The sequence below is a fragment of the Rhodobium gokarnense genome, assembly GCF_025961475.1.
Taxonomy (GTDB): Bacteria; Pseudomonadota; Alphaproteobacteria; order Rhizobiales; family Rhodobiaceae; genus Rhodobium; species Rhodobium gokarnense.
This window is the reverse complement of sequence record NZ_JAOQNS010000008.1, coordinates 133,968-159,996: the sequence shown is the minus strand read 5'-3', so window position 1 is coordinate 159,996 and position 26,029 is coordinate 133,968. Positions and strand designations below refer to the sequence as shown.

Below are 26,029 nucleotides of genomic sequence, written 5' to 3'. Positions count from 1 at the left end.
GGGGCGTTCGACGGTGTTCGACGATCTTTATTCCTGGCAGAAGACACTGCACATCATTTCGATCATTGCCTGGATGGCGGCGTTGTTTTACCTGCCTCGGCTTTATGTTTATCACACCATGGTGCCCGTTGGCTCCGATCAGTCCGAACTCTTCAAGGTAATGGAGCGGAAGCTTCTTCGGATGATCGGCAATCCGGCGATGATTTCAAGCTGGATATTCGGCTTGTGGATCGCGTGGGATATGGATTACTATTTCGATGTCTGGTTTATTCTTAAGTTTATCTTTGTCGCGCTGTTGACCTGGTACCATATGTGGCTCGGAAAGCTCAGAAAGGCCTTCGCGGCCGATGCCAACGAGCATTCCGAACGTTTTTACCGGATGATCAATGAAATCCCGACCTTGATCATGATCGTTGCGGTAATCCTCGTCATCTTCAAGCCGTTCTGAAACTTCAGGCCGTTCCGGTCGCTCCGGGTCGAGAAGCGGCCCGGATGCACCCATTGGTTATATTACCACGGGTCTTGTCGGCTTCGGCCGAAGCGACTATGTTCCCAATAACCTCTCTGAAAGACAGGCGGGCGCCCGGGCTATATGCGACGAGGCGCCGAGGTTCGGCGAGCGATCGAACCTAAGATCTGTCGAATTTTCCCAAACCCTCAAAAGCAAGCGACGTCTTCAACCGTCGCGGTCCCAAGGAATCTCAACCCCATGCGGGAAATCAAACTTCAGGAATTGAAGGCGAAGACGCCGACCGATCTGGCTGCCTTCGGCGAAGAGCTCGAAGTCGAAAATGTCAGCACCATGCGCCGCCAGGAGCAGATGTTCGCGATCTTGAAGCAGCTCGCGGCGAATGACGTGGAGATCATCGGCGAAGGCGTCGTGGAAGTGCTGCAGGACGGCTTCGGCTTCCTGCGCTCGCCGGACGCCAACTATTTGCCCGGTCCGGACGATATCTATGTGTCGCCGTCGCAGATCCGGCGGTTCTCATTGAAGACCGGCGATACGGTCGAAGGCCAGATCCGCAGCCCGAAGGAGGGCGAACGCTATTTCGCGCTCCTCAAGGTCAACACGATAAATTTCGAGGATCCGGACAAGACCCGCCACAAGGTCCATTTCGACAATCTGACGCCGCTCTATCCGGACGAGCGGTTCCACATGGAAACGGAAGATCCGACGCGCAAGGACAAGTCGGCGCGGGTGATCGACCTGACCTCGCCGCTCGGCAAGGGCCAGCGCGGACTGATCGTGGCACCGCCGCGCACCGGTAAGACGGTGCTTCTCCAGAACATCGCCCACTCCATCACCAGCAACCACCCGGAATGCTACGTCATCGTCCTTCTGATCGACGAGCGGCCGGAAGAAGTCACCGACATGCAGCGCTCCGTTCGCGGCGAGGTCATTTCCTCGACCTTCGACGAGCCGGCGGCGCGGCACGTGCAGGTGGCCGAGATGGTGATCGAAAAGGCCAAGCGCCTGGTCGAACATGGCCGCGACGTGGTGATTCTTCTCGACTCCATTACCCGGCTCGGGCGCGCCTACAACACCGTCGTGCCGTCCTCCGGCAAGGTGCTGACCGGCGGTGTCGATGCCAACGCCCTGCAGCGGCCGAAGCGGTTCTTCGGCGCGGCGCGTAATATCGAGGAAGGCGGCTCGCTGACGATCATCGCGACGGCCCTCATCGATACCGGCAGCCGCATGGACGAGGTGATCTTCGAGGAGTTCAAGGGCACGGGTAACTCCGAAATCATCCTCGACCGCAAGGTGGCGGACAAACGCGTGTTCCCGGCGATCGACATCCAGCGCTCCGGCACCCGCAAGGAAGAGCTGCTGGTCGATCCCAAGCAGCTCAAGAAGATGTACGTGCTGCGCCGCATCCTCAATCCGATGGGCACGGTCGACGCCATCGAGTTCCTGCTCGACAAGCTGAAGCAGACGAAGAACAACGACGAGTTCTTCGACTCCATGAACACCTAAAGCGCCAAATCCGGGTCGCGCGGCATGTATGTCCTGAAACCGGGCATCAAGCGCGATCCGGAACGCCGCTGGGCCCTTCCCGACCGGATATTCTTCGGCTTTGGCGCCTGCCATATCCTGGCGGGCGTTTTTCTGCGCCGTTCGCCGCTGGCGGGTTTTTACGGTGAGCGCGTTGTGCCCGACGAGGGCTTTTCCGGAAACCATATTTTTGTCACGGACGGGACGGTTGCCTTCGACTTCCACGGCTATGTGCTGCGCGAGCGTCTTGTTGCTCATCACTGCAATTGCTGGCGCCGGCAGCAGGCGGGATGGCACGGCCGCATGGAGCGCGTCGATTTCGATCTCCTCGACACGGCCGACCTGAACCGGCGCAAGATGCTCGGGCCGGACCAGTATTTCGGCGACGCCGTTGCGCGAGCCGAACGTTTCCTCGCGCGAGTCGACCACGCCAAGAGGTATGAAAAAGCGGCCGGCTCGGGCGGTTGCGACGCCTAATGTTTCACGTGAATCGTTTTCAGAAGAGCATCCGGATCCGTCACTGGCGGACCGCAGCGGTCGTCGTGGCAGACATAGGCGGTCTCCTTGTCGTCGATCGGCGTCTTGCCGGCGGCCGGGTGCGAGGGCGGCAGGGATGCAGTCGATTCGGTGACGAAAGGAACGACGTTGAGATGGTCGCAGCGGCGGACGGCCTCGACCATCGGCGAGACCTCGCCTGGCATTCCGCCGACGATGACGACGGAAACCGGATCGAGCCGGAAGTCAAAGGCATTCAACAGTGCCGCCGTCATGAAGACGTTCTTGGCGATGTCCTCGGCAAAGATGGAGAGGATGCCGTCCGCACGCTGGCGGTAGATATCGTTGCCGGTCAGAGTCCAGAGTTTTACCAGGGCCTTGGCGGCGACTGCATTGGCGTTGGGCGTTGCCTCGTCGGCCGATGATTTCGGCCTGAGGATCAGGTCGTCGGCGTCGTCGGCCGTGAGGAAATAGCCACCGGCATCCCTGTCCGCATAATGCTGTTCCAGGTTCTCCGCGCGGGCGACGGCATCCTGGAGATAGGCGTCTTCGCCGGTTGCCTCGTAAAGAGTGAGGGCGGCCTCGCAGATTGCCGCGTGGTCGGAGGCAAGGCCCGGATAGACGAGTTTCCCGGCGCACCAGCTATGGCCAAGGCGACCGTCCTTCACCATCGATTCGGAGATGAAACGGTAGGCGGACATCGCCCGTTCCAGCCAGACCGGTTCGTCGAAGACGGTGGCGGCGCGGGCAAGGGCGGAGATGGCAAGGCCGTTCCAGTCGGCAAGCACCTTGTCGTCGCGGGCCGGGGGGATGCGGCCTGCGCGATCTTCGAACAGCCGCTGGCGAAGGATCGTCAGCCGCTCGTCCGTTTCCGCATCGTCGGTGCCGGGTGTGTTCAGCCGGTTGAGGACGACCTTTCCTTCCCAGTTGCCGCCGGGCATGGCGTCGTAAAGGTCGCAGAAAAAGCCGCCGTCGTCCTCGCCGAGGAGGGTCAGGATTTCGCCCCGGGTCCAGACATAGAACCGGCCCTCCTCGCCTTCGGAATCCGCATCGAAGCTGGCGGCGAACGCTCCGCAGTCGAGTGTCATCTCCCGTTGCATCCACGCGACGGTTTCCGTGATGCGGCGGCGGAAGAGGTCGTCGCCGGTCTCAAGCCAGGCGGACGTCATCAGCGAGACGAGCTGGGCATTGTCGTAGAGCATCTTTTCGAAATGGGGGACAAGCCAGCGGTCGTCGACGGAGTAGCGGGCGAAACCGCCGCCGAGATGATCGTAGATGCCGCCCTGGGCGATCCGGCGCAGCGCCAGGAGGACGGCATCGCGCATTTCCATGTTTCCCGTGCGCCGATAGGCCCGCCAGAGAAGCTCGAAGACGGAGGCGTTGGGGAATTTCGGCGCGCCCTTGGTGCCGCCATTGACCGGGTCCATGACGCCGAGAAGGCCCTCGGCGGCCTTGTCGAGGACGCCCGGATGAAGGCTCGAGCCTGTTTCTGTGCGTGCGGAAATGTGGGCGACGATGGCGCTCTGGTTGGCTTCCACCTTGTCCGGTTCGTCGCGGACGATGCGCGCGATCTCTTCCAGCACAGTGACGAAGCCCGGCCGGCCGAAGCGCGCCGTCTTCGGAAAATAGGTGCCGCCCCAGAACGGCTCCCCCTTCGGCGTCAGGAACATGGTCAGTGGCCAGCCGCCCTGTTCGCCGAGCGCATGGAGCGCGGCCATATAGATCTGGTCGACGTCCGGCCGCTCCTCCCGATCGACCTTGACGTTGACGTAGAGACGGTTCATCACCGCCGCCACGTCCGGGTCCTCGAAGCTCTCATGGGCCATGACGTGGCACCAGTGGCAGGCCGCATAGCCGACGGACAGAAGGATCGGCTTGCCGGCGGCCTCGGCCTCCTCGAAGGCGGCCTTTCCCCAGGGTCGCCAATGCACGGGATTGTCCTTGTGCTGGAGGAGATAGGGGCTGGTCTCGTGCTTCAGGAGGTTTTCGGTCACGGGAAATCCTTTTGGCGAAATCGCAAAAACGGGTTCCGTTCGTAACTAGCGGGACGGTCCGGGGAGAAAAGGCCGGCGTGGACAATCGGGGTGAGACGATCTTTGCGCTTTCAAGTGGCGCGTTGCCCTCGGCGATCGCCGTCGTGCGGCTGAGCGGGCCGCGGGTTCGAATCGTTCTCGAAACGATGGCCGGGTCGGTGCCGGAGGCGCGGCGGGTGGTTCTCCGGGCGCTGAAGGACCCGCGGGACGGGTCGGTGCTCGACGAGGCCGTGGTGCTTTTTTTCGAAGGGCCGGCGAGCGCTACCGGCGAGGATGTGGCGGAACTCCATGTCCATGGCGGACGGGCCGTGGTCGGCGCGGTGCTGGAAGCGCTTGGGACGGTCGACGGCTTGCGGCCGGCGGAGGCGGGGGAATTTTCGCGGCGGGCCTTCGACAACGGCAAGCTGGACCTGACGCGGGTCGAGGGGCTGGCCGATCTGATCGCGGCGGAGACGGAAGCGCAGCGGCGCCAGGCCCTGTCGCAGCTTCGCGGGAGCTTTGGCGATCTGGTGGAGGAGTGGCGTCGGCGCCTGATCGGGCTCCGGGCGCGGATCGAGGCCGGGCTCGACTTCGCCGAGGAGGAGGACGTGCTCGGCTCGGTGACCGATGCGGACCGGGCGGAACTGACCGATCTTCGAATCGGTATCGAAACGAAGCTCGAAGAGGGCCGCGGCGGCGAGCGGCTGCGCGACGGGCTTCAGGTGGCGTTGATGGGTCCGCCCAATGCCGGCAAGTCGAGCCTGATGAATGCGCTGGCACGGCGCGATGTCGCCATCGTCACGGAGGAGGCGGGGACGACACGGGATGTGCTGGAAGTCCATCTCGACCTTGCCGGCTATCCGGTGACGCTGATCGACACGGCCGGGCTTCGCGAGGCGGAGGGGGTCGTCGAGAAGGAAGGCATCCGCCGGGCGCTGGCGCGGGGGAGTGATGCCGACCTCGTCCTGTGGATGGAGGATGCATCGGGACCGATGGCCGGTGCGCCGGGCGAAGTGGTGTCAGCGGCGGGAACGGTCTGGCCGATCGCTAACAAGGCGGATCTCGTCGGAGACGGTTTTGAGGTTGGAGACGATGCGCTCGCGATCTCTGTGAAGACCGGTGCCGGTCTCGGCGGCCTTCAGGAAAAGCTCGCGGCCTTTGCCGGGGAAAAGTTCGCCGGGCTCGGCTCGGCGATGGCGACGCGGGAGCGGCACCGGGCGGCGCTGTCCGATTGCCGGGATGCGCTCACTCGGGCGGAAAGCGTCGTCGATCCGGAACTGATGGCCGAAGAGCTTCGGCATGCCGGCGATGCGCTCGGGCGGATCACGGGGCGGATTGACGTGGAGGATGTGCTCGACGTGATCTTCGCGGAGTTCTGTATCGGCAAATAGGCCGAGTGTTTCACGTGAATCCGATATACGGCCGAGACGCCGGATTCACGTGAAACAGGTTTTCGCAAAAGTCGACTCAAAACCGGCTTTGCGAATTGATTTTCCACATGTTTGTACCCATAACCGGGACAAATCGGCGGCGCGAATTGCGCCGCGCGGGCGATGAAATTACGGAAAGCGGATGACGAGGACGGCTGATTTCGACGTGATGGTGATCGGCGGCGGGCACGCTGGCATGGAGGCCGCAAGCGCTTCCGCACGGCTCGGAGCACGCACGGCCCTCGTCACCCATAGGCTCGACACGGTTGGGGCGATGTCGTGCAATCCGGCGATCGGCGGGCTCGGCAAGGGCCATCTGGTGCGCGAGGTCGACGCCCTCGACGGCCTCATGGGCCGGATGGCGGACAAGGCCGGCATCCAGTTTCGCCTTCTCAACCGGCGCAAGGGTCCGGCCGTGCGCGGGCCGCGGGCCCAGATCGACCGCAAGCTCTATCGCGAGGCCATGCAGGCCGAAATCGCGGCAACGGAAAACCTGACGGTGATCGAGGGCGAGGCGGAGGATATTTCGTTTTCCGGCAATCGGGTCACGGGGCTCGTGCTGGCGGATGGGCGGTCCTATTCGTGTGGCGCCGTCGTTCTGACCACGGGCACCTTCCTGCGCGGCATGATCCATATCGGCCGGAAAAAAATCCCGGCGGGCCGGGTCGGCGAAGCGCCGGCGGCGGGACTGTCGGCGAGCCTTGAGCGGTTCGGGTTCCGGCTCGGGCGCCTGAAGACCGGGACGCCGCCGCGGCTGGACGGGCGGACCATCGACCGGACCGCGCTTGCAGTCCAGGAAGGCGACGATCCGCCGGTGCCGTTCTCCACGCTGACGGATCGGATCGCGACACCGCAGATCGTCTGCCACATCACGCGGACGACGGAACGGACCCACGACATCATCCGCGACAATATCGGGCTGTCGCCGATCTATTCTGGCCAGATCGATTCCACGGGTCCGCGCTACTGCCCGTCCATCGAGGACAAGGTGGTCCGGTTCGGCGATCGCGACGGCCACCAGATCTTTCTGGAGCCGGAGGGCCTCGAAGATCACACCGTCTATCCGAATGGGATTTCGACCGGCCTGCCGGAGGATGTGCAGGAGGCCTATGTCCGGACCATCCCTGGCCTTGAGCGCGCAACCATCCTGCAGCCGGGCTATGCCATCGAATACGACCACATCGATCCGCGCGAGCTGCGTCCGACGCTTGAGACGAACCGGGTTGCGGGGCTTTTCCTTGCGGGCCAGATCAACGGCACGACGGGCTATGAGGAGGCGGCGGCGCAGGGGCTGCTCGCCGGCCTCAATGCGGCGCGGCTGGCGGGCGGCGGCGACGGCGTCACGGTCGGCCGTGATGAGGGCTATCTCGGCGTCATGGTCGACGACCTCGTCACCCGCGGTGTTTCCGAGCCCTATCGGATGTTCACCTCGCGCGCCGAATACCGGCTCTCGCTGCGCGCGGACAATGCCGACCAGCGGCTGACGCCGCTCGGGGAGGCCTGGGGCTGCGTCGATGCAGGCCGGGCGCAGTGTTTTTCGAAAAAGATGGCGCTTCTTCAGCGCGGCCGGGAGATGCTGAGCACTCTCAGCCTGACGCCCAGCGAAGGCCAGCGGCACGGCCTCTCGCTCAACCAGGACGGCACGCGCCGCAGTGCCTTCGAACTTCTGTCCTTTCCGGGGATCGATGCGGACCGGCTCTCGGGCATTTGGCCGGAGATCGGTGCTCTGTCGCTGGATGTCCGCGAGCAGCTTCAGATCGAAGCGGTCTATGCCGTCTATCTGAAGCGTCAGGATGCGGACATCGCCGCGTTCCGCCGCGACGAGGATCTGCGGCTCGCGGCCGATCTCGACTATGGGTCGATTTCCGGGCTTTCCAACGAGGTGCGGCACAAGCTGGAACAGGTCCGCCCGGAAACGATCGGCCAGGCCTCGCGCATCGACGGCATGACGCCGGCCGCGCTCACCCTCCTCCTCGCCCACGCCCGGCGCCGGCGGGCGAACGAGGATGCCGCGTGACGAGGCCGCTGCCGGAGAGCGTCGAGGCCGTTCGAGCCATCCTCGATGTTTCACGTGAATCCGCCGAACGGCTCTCGATCTATGTGGATCTCCTGAAGCGCTGGCAGAAACGTATCAACCTCGTCTCTGGAAAGACGGTGGAAAACCTGTGGACACGGCACGTCGCTGACAGTGCGCAGGCGCTCGCCGCGGCACCCAATGCGCGGCGCTGGATGGACCTCGGCAGCGGGGCCGGATTCCCCGGGATCGTAACTGCGATCCTCCTTGCCGAGACGCCTGGGGCGTCCGTAGATCTCGTGGAAAGCGACCAGCGCAAGGCCTCGTTTTTACGGACGGTTTCACGTGAAACCGGTATTCCCGCCACGGTCCATGTGGCGCGCATCGAGGACGTGGTGGCCGACTGGACCGCGCCGGTCGATGCGGTCTCGGCCCGTGCGCTGGCGCCGCTTTCCCGGCTTTGCGGTTATACTGAGTCAATGGTTGGACACGGCGCTGTTGCTGTTTTCCACAAGGGGCGGGATTTTTCCCGGGAACTGGAAGAAGCAAATCGTTTCTGGATCATCGATCTGGTAGAAAAGGTGAGCAGTATCGAACCGGACAGCCGGATCGTCGTGATTCGGCACCTGCAGCGGCGGTAGCAAGCGGGCCGGTTGCGAGAGGTGACCACCATGATTTCCAAGACGAACGGTTTGCGCGTCCTGTCCCTTGCCAACCAGAAGGGCGGGGTCGGCAAGACGACGACGGCAATCAATCTCGGCACGGCGCTGGCCGCGATCGGCGAACGGGTGCTGATTCTCGACATCGACCCGCAGGGCAATGCCTCGACCGGGCTCGGCATCGACCGGCGCGCCCGCGAGGTCTCGACCTACGACGTCATGACCGGCGAGGCGCCGCTTCACCGCGTCATCCTGGAGACCTCGGTGCCGCGGCTGTGGATCGCGCCGTCGACCCTCGACCTTCTCGGGGTCGAGCTGGAAATCTCCCAGGAGCGGGACCGGTCCGTCAGGCTGAGGAAGGCGATCTCGGCGCTTCAGGACCAGATGCAGGCGCTCGATCCGGAGGAACGGTTCTCCTACGTCCTGATCGACTGCCCGCCCTCGCTCAACCTGCTCACCATCAACGCGCTCGTTGCGTCCAACGCCATCCTCGTGCCGCTGCAGTGTGAATTCTTCGCGCTGGAAGGCCTGACCCAGTTGCTCTCCACCGTTGAGCAGGTGAAGACCGCGCTCAATCCGGGGCTGTCCATCCACGGCATCGTGCTGACCATGTATGACAGCCGCAACAATCTGTCGGATCAGGTCGCGGCCGATGTGCGCGAGACGCTCGGCGACAAGGTCTACCAGACCGTCATCCCGCGAAATGTGCGGGTGTCGGAGGCGCCGTCCTATGGCAAGCCGGCGCTGCTTTATGATCTCAACTGCGCCGGCAGCCAGGCCTATCTGAAGCTGGCCTCGGAGATCATCCAGCGCGAGAAGCGCCTCAACAACGCCGCGGCATAACCGAAACGATGTAGACTGGCGAAGGGCGGATTCGCTTCCGAAATGATTCGGAGTCTGCTTACCGGAATGACATTCAGGAGAAATCGATGAGCGAGGCAGCATCGAAAAAGCGGCTCGGCCGGGGGCTTGCCGCCCTGCTCGGCGATGTGGAGACGGAAGATGCGGCGGTCGAGCGCGCGCACAGCCAACGCCGGCTTCCCGTGGAATTCCTGCGCGGCAACCCGCGCAACCCGCGGCGCAATTTCAACGAGGACGACCTTGCCGACCTCGTCGCCTCGGTGAAGGAAAAGGGCATCGTCCAGCCGATCGTGGTCCGGCCCGTCGACGACAGCGGGCGCTCCTATGAGATCATCGCCGGCGAGCGGCGCTGGCGGGCGGCGCAGCGGGCGGGCCTCCACGAGGTGCCGGTCGTCGTCCTCGACGTCACCGACCGCGAGGCGCTGGAACTTGCCATCATCGAGAACGTGCAGCGCTCCGACCTCAATGCGATCGAAGAGGCGCTCGGCTATGAGCGGCTGACCGAGGAATTCTCCTATTCCCAGGCCGAACTCGCCAAGGTCATCGGCAAGAGCCGCAGCCATGTGGCCAACACCATGCGGCTGCTGCGCCTGCCGGAGGTGGTGCGGACTTATGTGCTCGACGGCAAGCTGACCGCCGGCCATGCGCGCACGCTCATTACCCGGGATGACGCGGAAGACCTCGCCAAACAGATCGTCGACGGCAATCTCAGCGTCCGCGAGGCAGAGCTGATGACCCAGGCGGCTTCGGACCGGCCGAAAAAGCCGGCCAAGGCCAAGCCGGAAAAGGACGCCGATACCCGTGCGCTGGAAAAGAGCCTGACCGACGCCATCGGCCTAAATGTCGTCATCGACCATCGCGGCGAAGCCGGCGGCTCCGTGCAGATCCGGTACAAGACGCTGGAACAGCTCGACGAGATCAGCGCGCGGCTGAGGGGATAGTGGTCGCGCGGCGCTGTTGTTCTCCGGTCAGGCTGAGCAAGTGAAAGCGGCTGATTTCCAGCGGTTCATTCGGTTCCGAAATGAAAAAGATGCGTTGCTTTCCGTGCCGCGTAGTGCGTTTTTGGTCCTGCCGGCTGGCGGACGTTACTTACCATCGCCGCGGGGCTCGAAAGGCCGCTTCTGGAGCGTATTCCCGAAAAGTGGGAACCGGCTTTCGGACCAGAATACGCGTCAAAACAATAAGTTAGAGCGTTTCGGGCGATTCCGTGATCGCATGAAACACTCTAGATTGCTTCGCTTCGCTCGCAATGACGGCTGCAGATGCGGTTCCTCAGAATTTGTGTCGTCATCGCGAGGAGGCCGAACGGCCGACGCGGCGATCCATACGGCGCTAACTAACTGTTCTGAAATAGTTATCCGGTTCTGCGGGGCAAGCGCATTACTGTCCGGTTTCCGGGTTACGTATGGCAGCACCCCCACGCTCTGCGTCACCACCGGACTTGATCCGGTGGTCCATGGGGCAGCGCGGCCACTCTCATCTTAAGTAATTGAAATCAGGGCATCATGGATTGCCGGGTCTAGCCCGGCAATGGCGCATGAGAGGGATGAGATGGCGAGAAAATCTGCGGATTGATTGCCTGATGCCCACGCATCAGTTTTTTCAAGCGATGGCCGGCCGGAAACTATCCGGAACCGGCGGGCGCTGCCAGGTCCGGAAAGGGAGGCCGGTTGCCCGATCGATGGAATCGGAAGCCTTCGGTCCCTCCCGTTCCTATCCCGGCGCCCGCGCCGCCCTGGCGATCAGCAACAGCGCCTCGCCGAGGATCTCGTCTTCCAGATCGCGCAGACGCCGTGCGTTGAGGATCGCTTCGTTCAGCACCCCCATGGCATGTTCCAGCCGGTGCGAGCTCCAGCGGGAAAGCGCGCGGGTGATGTGCGGGCGGCGGCGGAAGAAGATCGGCGGGCGCGCGCGGGCGACGACGGTCTCCGCGCTGGAGCCGGCATCGACGTCGGCGCGGGCCCGGTGCAGCATCTGCATGTGCCGGAGTGTCGCCGTGCCGATCGAGGCGGGCGAGGTGCCGGCCGCGATCATGCGGCGATAGTTGCGCACGACCTGGTCTATGCTGCCCGCAAAGACCGCGTCGATCAGCTCGTCCACCGCCAGACCGGAGGCGTCGCCGACGACGGCGGCCACATGCTCGATGGTGATGCGCTTGTCGCCGCGGGCGTAGAGGCAGAGTTTTGCCAGTTCACCGCGCGAGGCGAGGCGGTCGGCGCCGATCAGCGCATGGAGGGCCTGCCGGGCGTCGCGGTCGATCTCAAGGCCGGCCGCATTCGCCTCCTCGTCCATCAGGCGGTCGAGGTCGGCGGCGGCATCGGCGTAGCAGGCGATCGCCACGGCTTTCGAATCGGCTTCGAAACGACGCCGTAACCCCGTGCCTTTTTTAAGGTCTCCAGCCTCGATGACGACGAGGGAATCGGTCGGCGGTTCGGCGATGAGCGGCTCGACGGCGGGGACGATGTTCTGGGTGCCGGCGTTGCGCACCCAGACCGTGCGGCGATCGCCGAACATGGCGATCTGCAGCGCCTCGTCGGCAAGCCGGCTCGGATCGGAGGCGATTTCCGAGGCATCGAGGGTGACGAGGGCGAAGGGGTCTTCGGAGCCGGCGGTCGCCGTCTTCACCAGGGCCTTGCAGCGCTCGTTGACGAGGCCGGTGTCGGGCCCGAAGACGAGGACGAGCGCAAGGTCGGCGGGCGGGGACTTCAGGAACCGGTCGATGTCGCGGCCCTTGATCAAGGCCATGGCGGGCTCCCGGGGTCGGGCATCGGGTCAGCCGGCGGTGGCGAAATGGGCGGCGATGCGGGTGCGGATGTCGTCGGAAATCACCTTGACCGCCCGGTCTTCCGCGTCGCGCTTGGCGCGCAGATTGGCAAAGCGCTGGGTGGAGAAGTCGTAGGACGCGCTGGCAAAGCTCGATCCGGACAGCACCGTGGTTCCGGTGGCGATCTCGGTGAGAACGAAGGACGCGCGCACGAGAATGAAATAGGCGGCCGGAACGTCGGCGAGCTTTTCAACGCCGACGGCCGATTCATGTTCGGACAGCACGATCCTGAGGCTGTAGCGGTCCTCCGCCGCGGCGCTGCCGCCGCCGGTAAAGGCGAAAATCAGCTCGTTGCGCAGTTCCTGGCCGACGCGGGTGGTCGCCGGCTCGATGCGGATCGCCCGGGTGTCGTCGCGGACCGTGCCGCCGGACGGCAGCGTGCCGTAGAGCGGGGTGACCTGGCAGCCGGCAAGGCCGAAGCCTGCCGCAGCAAGCATGCCGAGAACCAGGGTCCGGCGTGTCGGCTCCCGTCGATGAGACATATCAGGCGACCACGTTCACGATGCGTTGCGGGACGACAATGATGCGGCGCGGCGGCTTGCCCTGCAAGGCCTTCTGCACGGCGTCGATCTCAAGGGCGGCGGATTCGATCTCGGCGTTGGCCGCATCCCGGGCGACGGTGACCTCGCCGCGCCGCTTGCCGTTGACCTGGACCGGCAGGACGATGGTATCCTCGGCGAGAAGGTCCTTCTCGACCGCCGGCCACTCGGCCGAGGCGAGCAGCGTCTCCTGGCCGAGGGCCTTCCAGCATTCCTCGGCCAGATGCGGCGTCATCGGTGCCATCATCCGGATCATCATTTCCGCGGCCTCGCGGAGGGCGAAGGCGGTGTCGTGCGACGGGTCCCTGGCGGCCGCCAGGGCCTTGCCGAGGCCGTTGCCGAGCTCGTAGAGGCGGGCGACGGCGCGGTTGAAGGCGAGCTGCTCGATGTCGCTCTCAACGGCGGCAAGGGTCTTGTGGGCGAGCTTGCGGACCTCCAGCGCCGGGGCGGAGAACTCCGCCGGGCGTGTCGCCGGCACGTCCTTCAGCTCGGCGACTTCCGAGGCGATGCGCCAGACGCGCTGGACGAAGCGGTGAGCCCCTTCCGCGCCGGCATCGGTCCACTGGATGTCGCGGTCCGGCGGGGTGTCGGAGAGCATGAACCAGCGGGCGGTGTCGGCGCCGTAGGTCTGCAGGATGTCGGTGGGGTCGACGGTGTTCTTCTTCGACTTCGACATCTTCTCCACCGGGCCGATCTCGACCGGGGCGCCGCCCTCCAGCATTTCCGCGCGGCGCGTGCCGCCGTCCTCAAAGATACGGATATCGGCCGGGTTGACCCAGTCGCCGCCCTTTGAGCGGTAGGTCTCATGGGTGACCATGCCTTGGGTGAAGAGGCCGCCGAAGGGCTCCTTCAGGTCCAGATGGCCCGTCGCCTTCATGGCCCGGGTGAAGAAGCGCGAATAGAGCAGGTGCAGGATGGCGTGCTCGATGCCGCCGATATACTGGTCGACGGGCAGCCAGGCGTCGGCGACCTTCGGATCGGTCGGCGCGTCGTTCTTGGGGTCGGTGAAGCGGGCGAAATACCAGGACGAATCGACGAAGGTGTCCATGGTGTCCGTCTCGCGCCGGGCCGGCTTGCCGCATTGCGGGCACGGCACGTCCTTCCAGGTCGGATGGCGATCGAGCGGGTTGCCGGGGGTGTCGAAGGAAACGTCCTCGGGCAGCTTCACCGGCAGGTCGGCCTCGGGCACCGGCACGGTGCCGCAGGCCTCGCAATGGATCACCGGGATCGGGCAGCCCCAATAGCGCTGACGGGAAATGCCCCAGTCGCGCAGGCGGAAATTGACCTTGCGGGTCGCCTGCGGCGCGCCGTCGATGGTGACGGCTTCCAGGCGGCTTGCGACCTCCTCCTTGGCGTCCGGGATCGACAGGCCGTCGAGGAATTCGGAATTGATCAGCCGGCCGTCGTCGACGAAGGCCTCGTCGCCGACCTCAAAGCTTGCCGCATCGGCATCGGAAGGGGCGACGACGGGCGTCACCGGCAGGCCGTAGGCACGGGCGAAGTCGAGGTCGCGCTGGTCGTGGGCCGGACAGCCGAAGATGGCGCCGGTGCCGTAGTCCATGAGGATGAAGTTGGCGATATAGACCGGCAGGGTCTTTTCCGGATCGAACGGGTGCTTGACCCTGAGCCCGGTGTCGATGCCCTTCTTTTCCGCCGTTTCGATGGCGACGACGCTGGTGCCCATGCGCCGGCATTCCTCGGCAAACGCCGCAATTTCCGGGTTGGTCTCGGCGAGCGCCTTCGCCACCGGATGCTCCGACGACAGCGCCATGAAGCTCGCGCCGAACAGCGTGTCCGGCCGCGTGGTGAAGACTTCCAGCGTGGCATCGCCCGAGGGCGGCGTGTCGGTGAATTCGAAGCGGACGTGCAGCCCTTCCGAACGGCCGATCCAGTTCGCCTGCATCAGGCGCACCTTGTCCGGCCAGCGGTCGAGGGTGCCGAGCGCTTCCAGAAGGTCCTCGGAAAAGTCGGTGATCTTGAAGAACCACTGGGTCAGGTCGCGCTGTTCGACGAGGGCGCCGGAGCGCCAGCCGCGACCGTCGATGACCTGCTCGTTGGCGAGCACGGTGTGGTCGACCGGGTCCCAGTTGACCTTCGACTTGCGGCGGTAGGCAAGGCCGGCCTTCAAAAAGTCCAGGAACAGCTTCTGCTGGCGGTGGTAATAGTCGACGTCGCAGGTGGCGAATTCGCGGGCCCAGTCGAGCGACAGGCCCATCGACTTCAACTGCGCGCGCATCGCCGCGATGTTGGCGTAGGTCCACTCCTTGGGGTGGACCTTGTTCTGCATGGCCGCGTTTTCCGCCGGCATGCCGAAGGCGTCCCAGCCCATCGGATGCAGCACGTTGAAGCCCCTGGCGCGCTTGTAGCGGGCGACCACGTCGCCCATGGTGTAGTTGCGCACGTGGCCCATATGGATGCGCCCGGACGGATAGGGGAACATCTCCAGGACGTAGTATTTCGGGCGCGGGTCGTCATTGTCGGTGCGAAAGACGCCCGCCTCGTCCCAGATCTTCTGCCATTTCGGTTCCGCCTCGCGGGCGTTGTATCGCGCGCTCGCCATCGTGCTGTCTGTGTCTTTCGGAGTGTGAGGGACGTTCGGTGGCGCGACCTTCACCAGAAACCGGGTCACCGGTCAATGGCTTGGGCCGATCAACGCGCCCTTTTTGGCCATTTCCCCGAGGGCCTGTGGTGCAAGCGCGACGGTGCGGTCGAGCCGGGCGGAGGTCCGCCGCCACGATCGCAAGTCGGTTTACTGCGTTGTCTTCGGTCGCGGGCCGGTGCGCCGGACTGCGACGACTTGACCCTTTCGCGTTCTCTGCGCCTAATACCGCACGGGACGGGGCGTCGAGCGGGCATCAAGGCCGCCAGGGAGGAATTCATCGTGGAGCTTTCCCGACGGGACTTCATTGCCGGTGCGGCCGCGCTCGCTGCGGTCGGCACCAGTGGTACAGCTCATGCCTCTGCGGCCGCCTATTACGGCGCGCCGGTCACCGACAACGGCATCACCTTCCGCTCGACGAACTTCAAGAAGATCGACAAGCGCTGGCAGCGGCAGATGGTGAAATACCTCAGCTCGGAAAAGCCCGGCACCGTCGTCGTCGATACCAAGCACCATTTCCTCTACGTCATCTGGGAGAACCAGACGGCGCTGCGCTACGGCGTCGGCGTCGGCCGCGAGGGCTTCAAGTGGTACGGGCGGGCGCGCATCGATCGCAAGGCGATCTGGCCGCGCTGGGTGCCGCCGCCGGAAATGCGCAAGCGCCAGCCGAACCTGCCGACGGCCGTCGAAGGGGGCGCCCGCAATCCGCTCGGGCCGCGCGCGCTCTATCTCTATCGCAACGGCGGCGACCTCGGCTACCGGCTACACGGGACGACCGAGCCCTGGACGATCGGCGGCGACGTCTCGTCCGGCTGCATCCGCATGTTCAACGAGGACGTCATCGACCTCTACCAGCGCTGCCCGATCGGCACGGAGGTGCTGGTGCTGAAGCATATCGCCGAGCACAAGGGTTAAATCCCCGGGGGGAGTTCCAGATGAGCATGTTCACGGGGGCTGGCGGCCGGCGGATCGGCCTTTCGGTACTGGTGGTTGCCGCGGCATTGGCGCTCGGCGCCTGCGCAGGCGGTCTTTCGTCCGTCGCAACGCCCGACAAGACCAACGCGCCGGCGCCCGGCTTTGAAAACATGCGGACCGGCAGCGAAGAGGACTTCATGCTGAATGTCGGCCGGCGAACCTATTTCAAGGCCGGCTCGGCGGAGCTCGACGACACCGCGAAGGTGACCCTCGACAAGCAGGCGGTCTGGCTGAACGAGCACACCCACTGGAAGATCAAGGTGCAGGGCTTTGCCGACGACCCGGGCTCTGACGCGGCCAACAAGGCGCTGTCGGAAAAGCGGGCGGCGAACGTGCGCGACTACCTCGCGGCCAGGGGCGTCGACGCCAAGCGCATGTGGATCAAGGGCTACGGCAAGGAGCGCATCGTGCGCGACTGCGCCGACCTCGTCTGCAAATCCCAGAACCGGCGCGCGATCACCAATCTGCGTGAGGATTTCGAGAGTTAGTTTTGTCTCTGGGTTTTTGCCGCTCACGCCAGGCTCGCTTCGCTCGCGGCTCCGCGGGGGCGGCGCATAGGCGCCGGCGGGCAGTCGCCCTTGCGAAGCCTGGCGGTTTCGGGGAGGGCACTCGCCCAAAATTCAGCCGTCATCCCGGATTTAGTCCGGGATCCAATGCCCATATCCACACGGTATGCCCGCACGGGTCCTTTCCCGGCGTCGATCCGGGATCACATCCATTCCACCAAACACCCGACATACCGCGCTGACAGGGGCTCCGATCCCCCGCTTCGCTGCAGCCGGGGGTGACGGCGGGTGGTTGGGCGGGTCAGAATCCGCACGATATGGCGCCGTCGCGCTATGGATTGACGGACCAAGCCCGGCAATGACGCGGAGCAGGTTGCCGTGGCCTTCCGCGGCACCCCGCCCTAATGCCGGAAGTGGCGGACGCCCGTGAAGACCATGGCGATGCCGGCGTCGTCGGCGGCCTTGATCACCTCGTCGTCGCGCATGGAGCCGCCCGGCTGGACGACGGCCGTCGCGCCCGCCTCGACCGCGGCCATCAGGCCGTCGGCGAAGGGGAAGAAGGCGTCGGAGGCGACGACGCAGCCCTTGGTGAGGAGCTCGTCGAGGCCCGCCGCTTCGGTCGCGTCGGCGGCCTTGCGGGCTGCGATGCGGGCCGAATCGACCCGGCTCATCTGGCCGGCGCCGATGCCGACCGTGGCGCCGTCGCGGACATAGACGATGGTGTTCGACTTCACGTGCTTGGCGATGCGGAAGGCAAAGCGCAGGTCGGACAGCTCCCGGTCGCTCGGCGCGCGCTTGGTCACCGTCTTCAGGTCGAGATCGTCGACGACGGCGTTGTCGCGGGTCTGGACCAGCATGCCGCCGGCGACCGATTTGAAGGTGAGGCCTTCGGCACGAGCCTCCGGCAGGGCGCCGACGAGAAGCAGGCGCAGGTTCTTCTTCCTGGCGACGATCTCAATGGCCTCGTCGGTGGCGTCCGGCGCGATGATCACCTCGGTGAAGATCTCGACGATCTTTTCGGCCGCCTCGGCGTCGAGCGTGCGGTTGAGGGCGACGATGCCGCCGAAGGCCGAGACCGGATCGCAGCGCAGCGCCTTTTCATAGGCTTCCAGCAGCGTCGCGCCCTCGGCGACACCGCACGGGTTGGCGTGCTTGATGATGGCCACGGCGGCCGTGCGGCCCGGATCGAACTCGGCGACCAGCTCATAGGCGGCGTCGGTGTCGTTGATGTTGTTGTAGGAGAGCTCCTTGCCCTGGAGCTGCCGTGCGGTGGCAACGCCCGGCCGGTCGTCGCCGGTGCGGTAGAAAGCGGCGCTCTGGTGCGGGTTCTCGCCATAGCGAAGGGTCTGGGCAAGGCTGCCGGCAAAGATGCGCCGGTCCGGGGCGGTGTCTTCCAGATGGCCGGCGAACCAGCCGGAGATCGCCGCGTCATAGGCGGCCGTCCGCTGGAAGGCCTTCGCCGCCAGCCGGGTGCGCAGCGCCTTGGTGGTGGCGCCGCCGGTCTCTTCCAGGCCCGCGAGCAGGTCCGCGTAGTCGGCCGGGTCGGTGAGGACGGCGACATAGGCGTGGTTCTTGGCGGCGGCGCGGATCATCGCCGGCCCGCCGATGTCGATGTTCTCGATCGCGGTCGCCGCATCGGCACCGCCGGCAACCGTCTTCTCGAACGGGTAGAGGTTGATGGCGACGATATCGAAGCCGGAAATACCGTGCTCCTCCATGGCCGCGGCATGCTCCGGGTCGTCACGCACGGCCAAAAGCCCGCCATGGACCTTGGGGTGCAGGGTCTTGACCCGTCCGTCCATGATCTCCGGAAAGCCGGTGACTTCCGAGACGTCGACGACCGCAATGCCGGCGTCCGCGATCGCCTTGCGGGTGCCGCCGGTGGAGACGAGTTCGACGCCGCGCTCGCTGAGCGCGCGGGCGAAATCGACGAGCCCCTCCTTGTCGGAGACGGACAGGAGCGCGCGCTTTACGGCGACGTGATCGGGAGTTTCAACGGCTTTCACGGTGACGGACATGTCGGGCAACCATTCAGGGATCGGGAAGGGGTTGGCCGCGCGATAGCACGAAATTCCGTCCGCGAACAGCGGGCGGATGGTCGTGACCGGGAATCCGTGGGGTGGGTGGCAGCCGTCGCTGCTCAGAGCGGCAGTTCGGGTTCGCCGTAGGAGCGGCCGCGGGCGGCGGTGGCGGCGGCCTGGCGGGTCAGCGACCAGGTGACGGTGGGGGCATGGCGGATGCGGCCATAGACGACGATCTGCTCGGTGCGCCGGTGGCCGTGGGTGTCGGAGAGGTAGATGGACTCCTCCAGCATGGCATCGAGCTGCTCGGCGTCCGGATCGCCCGGCTCGCTGGAATGGGCGGTGAATTCCCAGGCCTCGCCGTCCGGGCAGACGATGAGGATGGCGTCGCCGCTGCGCAGCCGGCTCGCCTTCACCGTCGGGTGCAGGTGGAAGCGGATGGCATATTGGTCGGCCTCCCGGCGCGGGCCCTTGCCGACGGTGCGGAAGCGGTCGACGCCGATGATGCGGCCGCCGTCGGCGGTCATCAACAGGCCGCGCTCGTGGACGATGTTGAAGCGCCGCGCATAGCCGTCATGGCTGGCGGTGACGCTGATGACGCCGTCGTCCTCGCGTCGGTCGACCTCGATCTTCTTCGGGCCGGAGAGGATCGGCGTGCCGATCCAGCGGCGCAGCCAGGCGGCGGCGAGGAACCGGCAGGACGAGGTGTCGTTGAGAACGGCGGTGGAATGGGCCGCGGTGGCGCGCACCACCTGCCACAGGGCCTCGCGATCCCTTGTCGGGGCGCCGCAATTGACGACGACGATGTTGCGTCCCGAACTCATCTCGAAGGACAGGCACCCGGCATGGGCGCGGTGGCTGACCGCGGCCGGCGGCGGCGGCCCGGTGTCGAGGATGACGACGGTGCGCCCGGTGGCGATGCGCTGGTAGCCGGAATGGGAGGCGTTGTTGGGCGGTGCGCCGCGGGCATCGTCATAGGCGAGGATGGTGGCGACGAGGTCCGTCGGCGTCGTGCCCATGCCGTTGAAGAGCGCGAAGCTGCCGTCGCCGTGCCAGAAGAAGCGCAGCATCGGCATCATCCGGTCGATGGCGTTCATCATGGCCTGGGAGGGGGCAATGCCGCGGGCGTTGAAGGCCTGGCGGACCGGCAGGAGGTCGGCGAGAATCTCGATGATGGCGCCGGGGCTGCGGGAGATATGGCCGCCATCCGGCAGGATCTGGTGGTCCAGCTCGTAGTCGAGGCGCTTCGCGGCCTGGCGCACGAAGCGCGACGAGCCGGAGGCCGAGGCGGAGGCGGCGGCGAGCGCGATGGCGACGCGCATGCGCGCCATACCCTCCGGCGCCTCGTTGATGATGTTGCGCAGGTAGACGATCTGCTTGTGCAGGGAGCGCATGAAGCGGCGGTAGAAGGTGCGGTTGCAGCCTTCCAGGAACAGCGGCGACTGGGAGAGCCAGGACTGGACGCGGCGCGCCACCACCTCCGGCGCCCAGGCGATCGGGTGCTTGCGCGGGGTCAGGCGGATCCAGTCCTCGATCAGCGCCCTTGCGTTCGACTGCGACAGCGCCCGGTCGGAGACGCGCAAATGGCGCAGCCAGCCGAATTCGTGCAGCGCGCGGGCCCATTCGGCAGACGGCGGCCGTACCTCGAAGGGCGACTGGCCGCCGACCTCCACGAGCTGGCCGACGAAGGCGAAGCGACCGGCATAGATGTCCTCGGCGATGATCGGATCAGCGGTGCGGATGTCCTGGGGCGCGATGACCAGGCGGTCGGGCAGCGGCGCGCCGGGCAGAATCCGTCCGACAAGGCCGGCGCGCATCCAGCCCATGGCATGGCGTGAGATATGGCTGAGTACGAGCCGCCAGATCTGTAGCTGCTCGGACAGGACGCGCGCTACCATCGGGTCAGTTTGCCTTTTCCTCTATTTCCTGGCGGTGCGGCTGATCCGGGCGGTCCGAGCACACCTTCCGTCCCGTCATAATCAATCATTAAGGTTACGAGATCGTTGATATTTATCCGACTTTGCAATCCGGAAAATCAGGGCCGCCGGAGTCGCGCGGCAAAAAAACCATCGAGGCCGGAAAGGCGGGCCTCGGCCGAGGAAAGGTGGCACGGCAGGGTGCGCAGGTCGCCGTCTGCGGTGACGAGGTCGGCAAGGCCACCGATTTCGCCTGCTTCGATCGGGCGGCGCTCAAGGCCGGGCATCTCCTGCAAGGCGCGCGCGACCTGCGCCTCGCCCTCCTCCGGCTCCAGCGAGCAGGTGCAATAGACGATCTCGCCGCCGGGCTTCAGCCAGGAAAGCGCCTGCCGCAGCATCTCAGCCTGCAGGGCGGCAAGTGATTCGATCTCGGTGCCGGAGCGGCGCCAGGGAAGGTCCGGATGGCGGCGCACCGTGCCGGTCGCCGAACAGGGCGCGTCGAGCAGAATCGCATCGAAGGGTGCTTCGGGCGTCCAGTCCGTCAGGTCTGCGGCGACGATTTCCGCGCCAAGGCCGAGCCGGGCGAGATTTTCTTCAACGCGTTTGAGGCGCGCGGCGGAAATGTCGACGGCAGTGACATTGGCGCCGGCAGCGGCGAGCTGGGCGGTCTTGCCGCCGGGGGCGGCGCAAAGGTCGGCGACGCGCTTGCCCGCGATGTCGCCGAGCAGCCGGGCCGGCAGGGCCGCGGCGGCGTCCTGCACCCACCAGGCGCCTTCGGCAAAACCGTCCAGCCGGTCGATGGGGCCGGAGGGTATGAGCCGCAGGGACCCGGTCGGCAGGACCGCGGCGCCGAGGCGCTCTGCCCAGCCACCGGGATCGCTCCGCACCGTGATGTCGAGGCTCGGCTCCAGGGCGTGCATGGCGGCGAATCGGCGGGCGTTTTCCGGGCCGTAGGCCTTTTCCCAGCGCTGCCACAGCCAGTCCGGCGTGTTGAGCCTTTCGGCGTCCTGGCCGGAAAGGATGGCGTCGCGCTGGCGGCCGAGATTGCGAAGCACGCCGTTGACGAGGTTCTTGAAGGGGCGCAGGCGCGGCTCGGCGACGGCCTGCGTCACCGCAAGGGAGACGGCGGCATGGTCCGGCACGTCCATGAAGAGGATCTGGGCGGCGCCGACGGCAAGGATGTGGTCGAGGCGATGGGCCTTTGCCGGCGGCCGCGATTTCATCAGCCTTCCGAGGGCATCCGTTATCTGGCCCTTGCGGCGGAGCGCGGTGCCGACGATGGCGCGGACCAGCGCCCTGTCCTTGGCGATGAGGGCGCTCGCGGCACCCGCGTTGAGGGCGCTCTCAAGGACATCTTCCAGACGCCGTCCGCGATCGGTCACGGATTCCAGGATATCGACGGCAACGCGGCGGGCAGCAAGTCCCGCCTGGGCAAGGTCGGCCGATTGTGAGCGTTTGGAACTCACCCCCAGGGCCCGCGGCGCCGGCCCGTGCGGGGCGGCCGCCCCGGTGTGCTGTTTGCGTTGCCGCGTGGCCGCGACGGGCCGCTGCCGCCCCACGGACCCGAAGCGGATCCGTTCGTCGGCGCGGGGCCGCCGGACGCCTCGGGTCGGTCCGCACGCGAGGACGGCATCGGCCGCCAGGGCGGCGCGCCGCGCGCCATTTCCTGAAGCGCGGCGATGCGGTTTTCCGTTGCCGGGTGGGTGGAGAACAGATTGTCCATGTTCTGGCCCGACAGCGGATTGATGATGAACATGTGGGCGGTCGCCGGATTGTCCTCCGCATTGCGGTTGGGGATGTGGGCCGCGCCGCCGGCGATCTTGCCGAGCGCCGAGGCGAGCCACAGGGGCTGGCCGCAGATCTCCGCGCCGGCCTTGTCGGCGGCGTATTCCCGTGTGCGGCTGATCGCCATCTGCACCAGCATGGCGGCGAGCGGCGCGACGATCATGGCGGCGATGACGCCGATGATGCCGAGCGGGTTGTTGTTGCGGTTGCCGCCGAAGAACAGCGCGAAATTGGCGAGCATGGAGATGGCGCCGGCGATCGTCGCCGTGATCGTCATGATCAGCGTGTCGTGGTTCTTCACGTGGGCGAGTTCGTGCGCCATGACGCCGGCGATTTCCTCCTCGCTCAGCGACTGCAACAGGCCGCGCGTGGCCGCGACGGCGGCGTTTTCCGGGTTGCGGCCGGTGGCGAAGGCGTTCGGCTGGGCCTCCTCGATGATGAAGACCCGTGGCATCGGCAGACCGGCATTCTGGGCGAGCCGGGCAACGAGATTGTAGAAGCGCGGCTCGGAATGCGCGTCGACCTCCATAGCGTTGTGCATCCTGAGGACGAGCTTGTCCGCGTTCCAGTAGCTGAACACGTTCATTGCCGCCGCGACGACGAAGGCGATCGTCATGCCGGTCGCGCCGCCGATCAGATAGCCGAGCCCCATGAACAGCGCCGTCATGGCGGCAAGCAGAAGGGCCGTGCGGAAATAGTTCATCGCGTCGTTCGTCTCCAGCAACGTCACACAAAGGCACGAACCCGCACAGGGATTTGCCCTGTGACGCCCGTGCCATAGTATATGATGGGTTCGGCGGTGGCCCGCTGCAAGGCGCCGCAGTCGGGGACCTTCTGGCAGGGTGCAGCGTTCAGCGGAGATTTGGTGATGGCGGACGGCGGGGAAAAGGGCGTCGAAGGGACCGGGCTGGAGCTCTCGGAGGCGGAGAAGGCCCGCCGCGCGACGCTCTCGCCGGCCGCGCAGCGAGCGCTTGCCGAGGCCGACGAACGGCGGCGCCTCGCCGATGCCGCCGAACCGCAGCCCAAGGAAATCGGCGGCCGGCGCAAGGGGCTCGAACCGGTCCGCTACGGCGACTGGGAGAAAAAAGGCATCGCGGTGGATTTCTGAAGTTTTTTTGTCTCGCGGCAGGCTCGCTGTCGCTCGCGCCTCCGACGGGGCGGCGCATCAGCGCCGGCGGCCTTCGGCCTTGCGAGCCCGTTGGGCTCGATTTGTCGCTCCCGCCAGGCTCGCTGTCGCTCGCGCCTCCGACGGGGCGGCGCACAGGCGCCGGCGGCCATTCGGCCTTGCGAGCCCATTGGGCTCGATTTGTCGCTCACGCCAGGCTCGCTATCGCTCGCGGCTCCACGGGGGCGGCGCATAGGCGCCGGCGGCCGTTCGGCCTTGCGAGCCGGTCGGGCTCGATCGTCTACAATCGCGCAAATATTTTGCGTGCGGGGCCTTCTACAAATCCACGGCGGGCAATCCGCGCCTGAGGCGCGCGGCGGTTACCGTGTTGGCGAGGAGGCAGGCGATGGTCATCGGGCCGACGCCTCCCGGCACCGGGGTGATCGCGCCGGCGACCTTCGACGCCTCCTCGAACGCGACGTCGCCGACGAGGCGGGTCTTGCCCTCGCCCCTTTCCGGTGCGGGGATGCGGTTGATGCCGACGTCGATGACGCAGGCGCCCGGCTTCACCCAGTCGCCCCGGATCATTTCCGTCCGGCCGACGGCGGCAACGAGGATGTCCGCCTGGCGGCACAGCGACGGCAGGTCGACGGTGCGGCTGTGGGCCATGGAGACCGTGCAGTTCTCGTTTTGCAGCAGGAGCGAGACCGGCTTGCCGACGAGGATGGAACGGCCGACGACGACGGCGTGCTTGCCGGTGAGGTCGCCGATGGCCTCCTTGGCCAGGATCACACAGCCGCGCGGTGTGCAGGGGACGAGGCCCGGCCGGCCGAGGACGATCCTGCCGGCGTTCATCGGGTGGAGGCCGTCGACATCCTTGGCCGGATCAATGGCCTCGACGACGCGGTCCGTATCGATGTGCTTGGGCAGCGGCATCTGGACGAGGATGCCGTCGACGTCCGGATCGGCGTTGAGATGGGCAACGAGTTCCAAGAGCGCCGCCTCCGAAGTCTCTTCCGGCAGCTTGTGCTCGAAGGAGACCATGCCGGCTGCCACCGTCTGCTTGGCCTTATTGGCCACATAGACCTTGGAGGCCGGGTCCTCGCCGACCAGCACCACGGCGAGGCCGGGTGTCACGTCGTGGTCGCGCTTCAGGGTCGCGACCTCCGCCGCCACGTCCTCGCGAAGGGCCGCCGCCCGTGCCTTTCCGTCGATGATCGTCGCCGTCATGGCCCCACTCCCCTTGAAAGCATTTTCCGGCGCTGGCCGCACTTAGGCGGTGTCGCCGAGCGCCATTTGCAGCGCCGATGCGAGTGCCGCGCCGTCACCCGCGATCCTGACCGTCTTCAGCCGCGACGTTGCCCCGGAAACGACCGTCGCTTGGCTCTTGCCGACGCCGAGGGTCTTGGCGAGAAGCTTTTCCAGCGCCGCATTGGCCGCCCCCTTTTCCGGCACCGCCCGGACCCTGGCCGCCAGCACAGAGCGGCCGTCGGAGAGCGCCTTGATGCCGTCGATGCCGTCTTTCGACGCCTTCGGCGTCAGCCGGACCGTCAAAGTCAGGGCGTCCGGCCCGATCTCCGCTATTCCGTCAAGGTCCGCCATCGACGCCGGTCAGAAGCAGAACATCGGCACCAGGTTGTTGCGGATCAGCATGTCGAGGAAAAAGATGATCAGGAGCACGATCACCGGTGACAGGTCGAGGCCGCCGAGATCGGGCAGGAAGCGGCGGATCGGCCGGTAGAGCGGCTCCGTCAACTGGTAGAGCGCATTGCCGATCATGGCGATGAACTGGTTGCGCGGATTGACCACGTTGAAGGCGTAGAGCCAGGAGAAGATCGCGCTGGCGACCACGATCCAGATCATCAGGTTGAGGATAACCAGCAGCAATTGGGTGACAGAGCACATGAAGCGGATCCGCTCGCTTTGGGACGTTGCATCGATTTCGGCAAGATGTAGCGGTGCGGGCGTCGCCCCGCAAGACCGCGGCACCCGCAAATTGCCGCGCGAAAACGGGACGGTCCGCCGCATTGCGCTTGACAGGTTCCGGGGCCGGACTCTAAATGGCCGACATTCCGGGGCCGTAGCTCAGATGGGAGAGCGCTGCAATCGCACTGCAGAGGTCAGGGGTTCGATTCCCCTCGGCTCCACCATTTCTCAAATCTCACGCCAGTTCGCTTTCGCTCACGACTCCGATGGGACGGTCTGACCGACCGGCGCGCCCGTTCGGGCTTGCGAGCCCGATGGGCTCGAAGTCGTTCCAGTTGCGTCCACCCTTTCTCCGATAGTATCGCCCAC

The 26,029-nt window shown here is 66.0% G+C and carries 22 protein-coding genes and 1 tRNA gene; 12 read left to right on the top strand and 11 right to left on the bottom strand.

Features of this window, described 5'->3' with window-relative positions:
- Positions 1-73 precede the first annotated feature (73 nt).
- From M2319_RS14990 to M2319_RS14980, 3 genes are all read left to right on the top strand, one after another.
- Complete coding sequence (locus M2319_RS14990; RefSeq protein ID WP_406682167.1) at positions 74-448, top strand: CopD family protein; 375 nt, start codon at positions 74-76, stop codon at positions 446-448.
- Positions 449-709: 261 nt separating this feature from the next.
- The gene (gene rho / locus M2319_RS14985) at positions 710-1,975 is read left to right on the top strand and encodes a transcription termination factor Rho (RefSeq protein WP_264602272.1); all 1,266 of its coding nucleotides are present in this window, start codon (positions 710-712) and stop codon (positions 1,973-1,975) included.
- A gap of 24 nt (positions 1,976-1,999) precedes the next feature.
- Positions 2,000-2,470, top strand: a complete 471-nt coding sequence (locus tag M2319_RS14980; protein ID WP_264602271.1) for a hypothetical protein — start codon at positions 2,000-2,002, stop codon at positions 2,468-2,470.
- Here the strand turns inward: M2319_RS14980 and M2319_RS14975 are convergent.
- Entirely contained in the window at positions 2,467-4,482 is a 2,016-nt protein-coding gene (locus M2319_RS14975) for a thioredoxin domain-containing protein (RefSeq protein ID WP_264602270.1), read from the bottom strand. The two genes, M2319_RS14980 and M2319_RS14975, sit on opposite strands and share 4 nt — an antisense overlap.
- A gap of 77 nt (positions 4,483-4,559) precedes the next feature.
- Between M2319_RS14975 and mnmE the strand changes: the two genes are divergently transcribed.
- The 5 genes from mnmE (at position 4,560) to M2319_RS14950 (ending at position 10,405) form a co-directional block, all read left to right on the top strand.
- Positions 4,560-5,891, top strand: a complete 1,332-nt coding sequence (gene mnmE / locus M2319_RS14970; RefSeq protein WP_264602269.1) for a tRNA uridine-5-carboxymethylaminomethyl(34) synthesis GTPase MnmE — start codon at positions 4,560-4,562, stop codon at positions 5,889-5,891.
- Positions 5,892-6,072: 181 nt separating this feature from the next.
- On the top strand, positions 6,073-7,947 hold the full coding sequence (gene mnmG, locus M2319_RS14965) for a tRNA uridine-5-carboxymethylaminomethyl(34) synthesis enzyme MnmG (protein WP_264602268.1): 1,875 nt from the start codon (positions 6,073-6,075) through the stop codon (positions 7,945-7,947).
- Positions 7,944-8,585, top strand: a complete 642-nt coding sequence (rsmG, locus tag M2319_RS14960; RefSeq protein ID WP_264602267.1) for a 16S rRNA (guanine(527)-N(7))-methyltransferase RsmG — start codon at positions 7,944-7,946, stop codon at positions 8,583-8,585. The genes mnmG and rsmG overlap by 4 nt, the downstream gene beginning before the upstream one ends.
- A 30-nt stretch (positions 8,586-8,615) precedes the next feature.
- Positions 8,616-9,446 carry a ParA family protein gene (locus M2319_RS14955; RefSeq protein WP_264602266.1) on the top strand — a complete coding sequence of 277 codons (831 nt, stop codon included), beginning with the start codon at positions 8,616-8,618 and terminating at the stop codon, positions 9,444-9,446.
- A gap of 86 nt (positions 9,447-9,532) precedes the next feature.
- Positions 9,533-10,405: a ParB/RepB/Spo0J family partition protein gene (locus M2319_RS14950; RefSeq protein WP_264602265.1), complete on the top strand. Its 873-nt coding sequence runs from the start codon at positions 9,533-9,535 to the stop codon at positions 10,403-10,405.
- 772 nt (positions 10,406-11,177) lie between these two features.
- Here the strand turns inward: M2319_RS14950 and holA are convergent.
- The 3 genes from holA to leuS are packed head-to-tail and all read right to left on the bottom strand — an operon-like array spanning position 11,178 to position 15,387.
- Entirely contained in the window at positions 11,178-12,209 is a 1,032-nt protein-coding gene (gene holA, locus M2319_RS14945) for a DNA polymerase III subunit delta (protein ID WP_264602264.1), read from the bottom strand.
- A 27-nt stretch (positions 12,210-12,236) separates the two neighbouring features.
- A complete protein-coding gene (gene lptE, locus M2319_RS14940) occupies positions 12,237-12,725 on the bottom strand; it encodes an LPS assembly lipoprotein LptE (RefSeq protein WP_264602263.1) in 489 nt (162 codons plus the stop codon).
- A 46-nt stretch (positions 12,726-12,771) separates the two neighbouring features.
- Positions 12,772-15,387: a leucine--tRNA ligase gene (leuS, locus tag M2319_RS14935; protein ID WP_264602262.1), complete on the bottom strand. Its 2,616-nt coding sequence runs from the start codon at positions 15,385-15,387 to the stop codon at positions 12,772-12,774.
- Between the two features lie 321 nt (positions 15,388-15,708).
- On the opposite strand from leuS, the gene M2319_RS14930 reads away from it, so the two are divergent.
- A complete protein-coding gene (locus M2319_RS14930; RefSeq protein ID WP_406682154.1) occupies positions 15,709-16,341 on the top strand; it encodes a L,D-transpeptidase in 633 nt (210 codons plus the stop codon).
- Positions 16,342-16,361: 20 nt separating this feature from the next.
- Positions 16,362-16,889 (top strand): OmpA family protein, encoded by a 528-nt coding sequence (locus M2319_RS14925; protein ID WP_264602261.1) that lies wholly within the window; start codon positions 16,362-16,364, stop codon positions 16,887-16,889.
- Positions 16,890-17,308: 419 nt separating this feature from the next.
- Here M2319_RS14925 and purH read toward each other — a convergent pair whose 3' ends face one another.
- The 4 genes from purH to htpX all read right to left on the bottom strand — a co-directional run bounded on the left by purH (position 17,309) and on the right by htpX (position 23,332).
- Positions 17,309-18,925: a bifunctional phosphoribosylaminoimidazolecarboxamide formyltransferase/IMP cyclohydrolase gene (gene purH / locus M2319_RS14920; RefSeq protein WP_264602260.1), complete on the bottom strand. Its 1,617-nt coding sequence runs from the start codon at positions 18,923-18,925 to the stop codon at positions 17,309-17,311.
- 122 nt (positions 18,926-19,047) lie between these two features.
- Positions 19,048-20,826: a heparinase II/III family protein gene (locus tag M2319_RS14915; RefSeq protein WP_264602259.1), complete on the bottom strand. Its 1,779-nt coding sequence runs from the start codon at positions 20,824-20,826 to the stop codon at positions 19,048-19,050.
- 137 nt (positions 20,827-20,963) lie between these two features.
- Positions 20,964-22,310, bottom strand: a complete 1,347-nt coding sequence (locus tag M2319_RS14910) for an RsmB/NOP family class I SAM-dependent RNA methyltransferase (RefSeq protein WP_264602258.1) — start codon at positions 22,308-22,310, stop codon at positions 20,964-20,966.
- A complete protein-coding gene (gene htpX / locus M2319_RS14905) occupies positions 22,307-23,332 on the bottom strand; it encodes a zinc metalloprotease HtpX (protein ID WP_264602257.1) in 1,026 nt (341 codons plus the stop codon). Before htpX ends, M2319_RS14910 begins: the two co-directional genes overlap by 4 nt.
- Positions 23,333-23,497: 165 nt before the next feature.
- On the opposite strand from htpX, the gene M2319_RS14900 reads away from it, so the two are divergent.
- Positions 23,498-23,737 (top strand): DUF1674 domain-containing protein, encoded by a 240-nt coding sequence (locus M2319_RS14900; protein WP_264602350.1) that lies wholly within the window; start codon positions 23,498-23,500, stop codon positions 23,735-23,737.
- A gap of 333 nt (positions 23,738-24,070) precedes the next feature.
- On the opposite strand, the gene folD is transcribed toward M2319_RS14900, so the two are convergent.
- From folD to M2319_RS14885, 3 genes are read right to left on the bottom strand one after another with little or no spacing between them, the layout of a single operon-like run.
- On the bottom strand, positions 24,071-24,964 hold the full coding sequence (gene folD, locus M2319_RS14895; RefSeq protein WP_264602256.1) for a bifunctional methylenetetrahydrofolate dehydrogenase/methenyltetrahydrofolate cyclohydrolase FolD: 894 nt from the start codon (positions 24,962-24,964) through the stop codon (positions 24,071-24,073).
- Positions 24,965-25,006: 42 nt separating this feature from the next.
- A complete protein-coding gene (locus M2319_RS14890; RefSeq protein WP_264602255.1) occupies positions 25,007-25,336 on the bottom strand; it encodes a DUF167 family protein in 330 nt (109 codons plus the stop codon).
- 9 nt (positions 25,337-25,345) lie between these two features.
- Complete coding sequence (locus tag M2319_RS14885; protein WP_264602254.1) at positions 25,346-25,639, bottom strand: YggT family protein; 294 nt, start codon at positions 25,637-25,639, stop codon at positions 25,346-25,348.
- A gap of 169 nt (positions 25,640-25,808) precedes the next feature.
- On the opposite strand from M2319_RS14885, the gene M2319_RS14880 reads away from it, so the two are divergent.
- Positions 25,809-25,884: transfer RNA gene (locus M2319_RS14880), tRNA-Ala, on the top strand.
- Positions 25,885-26,029 lie beyond the last annotated feature (145 nt).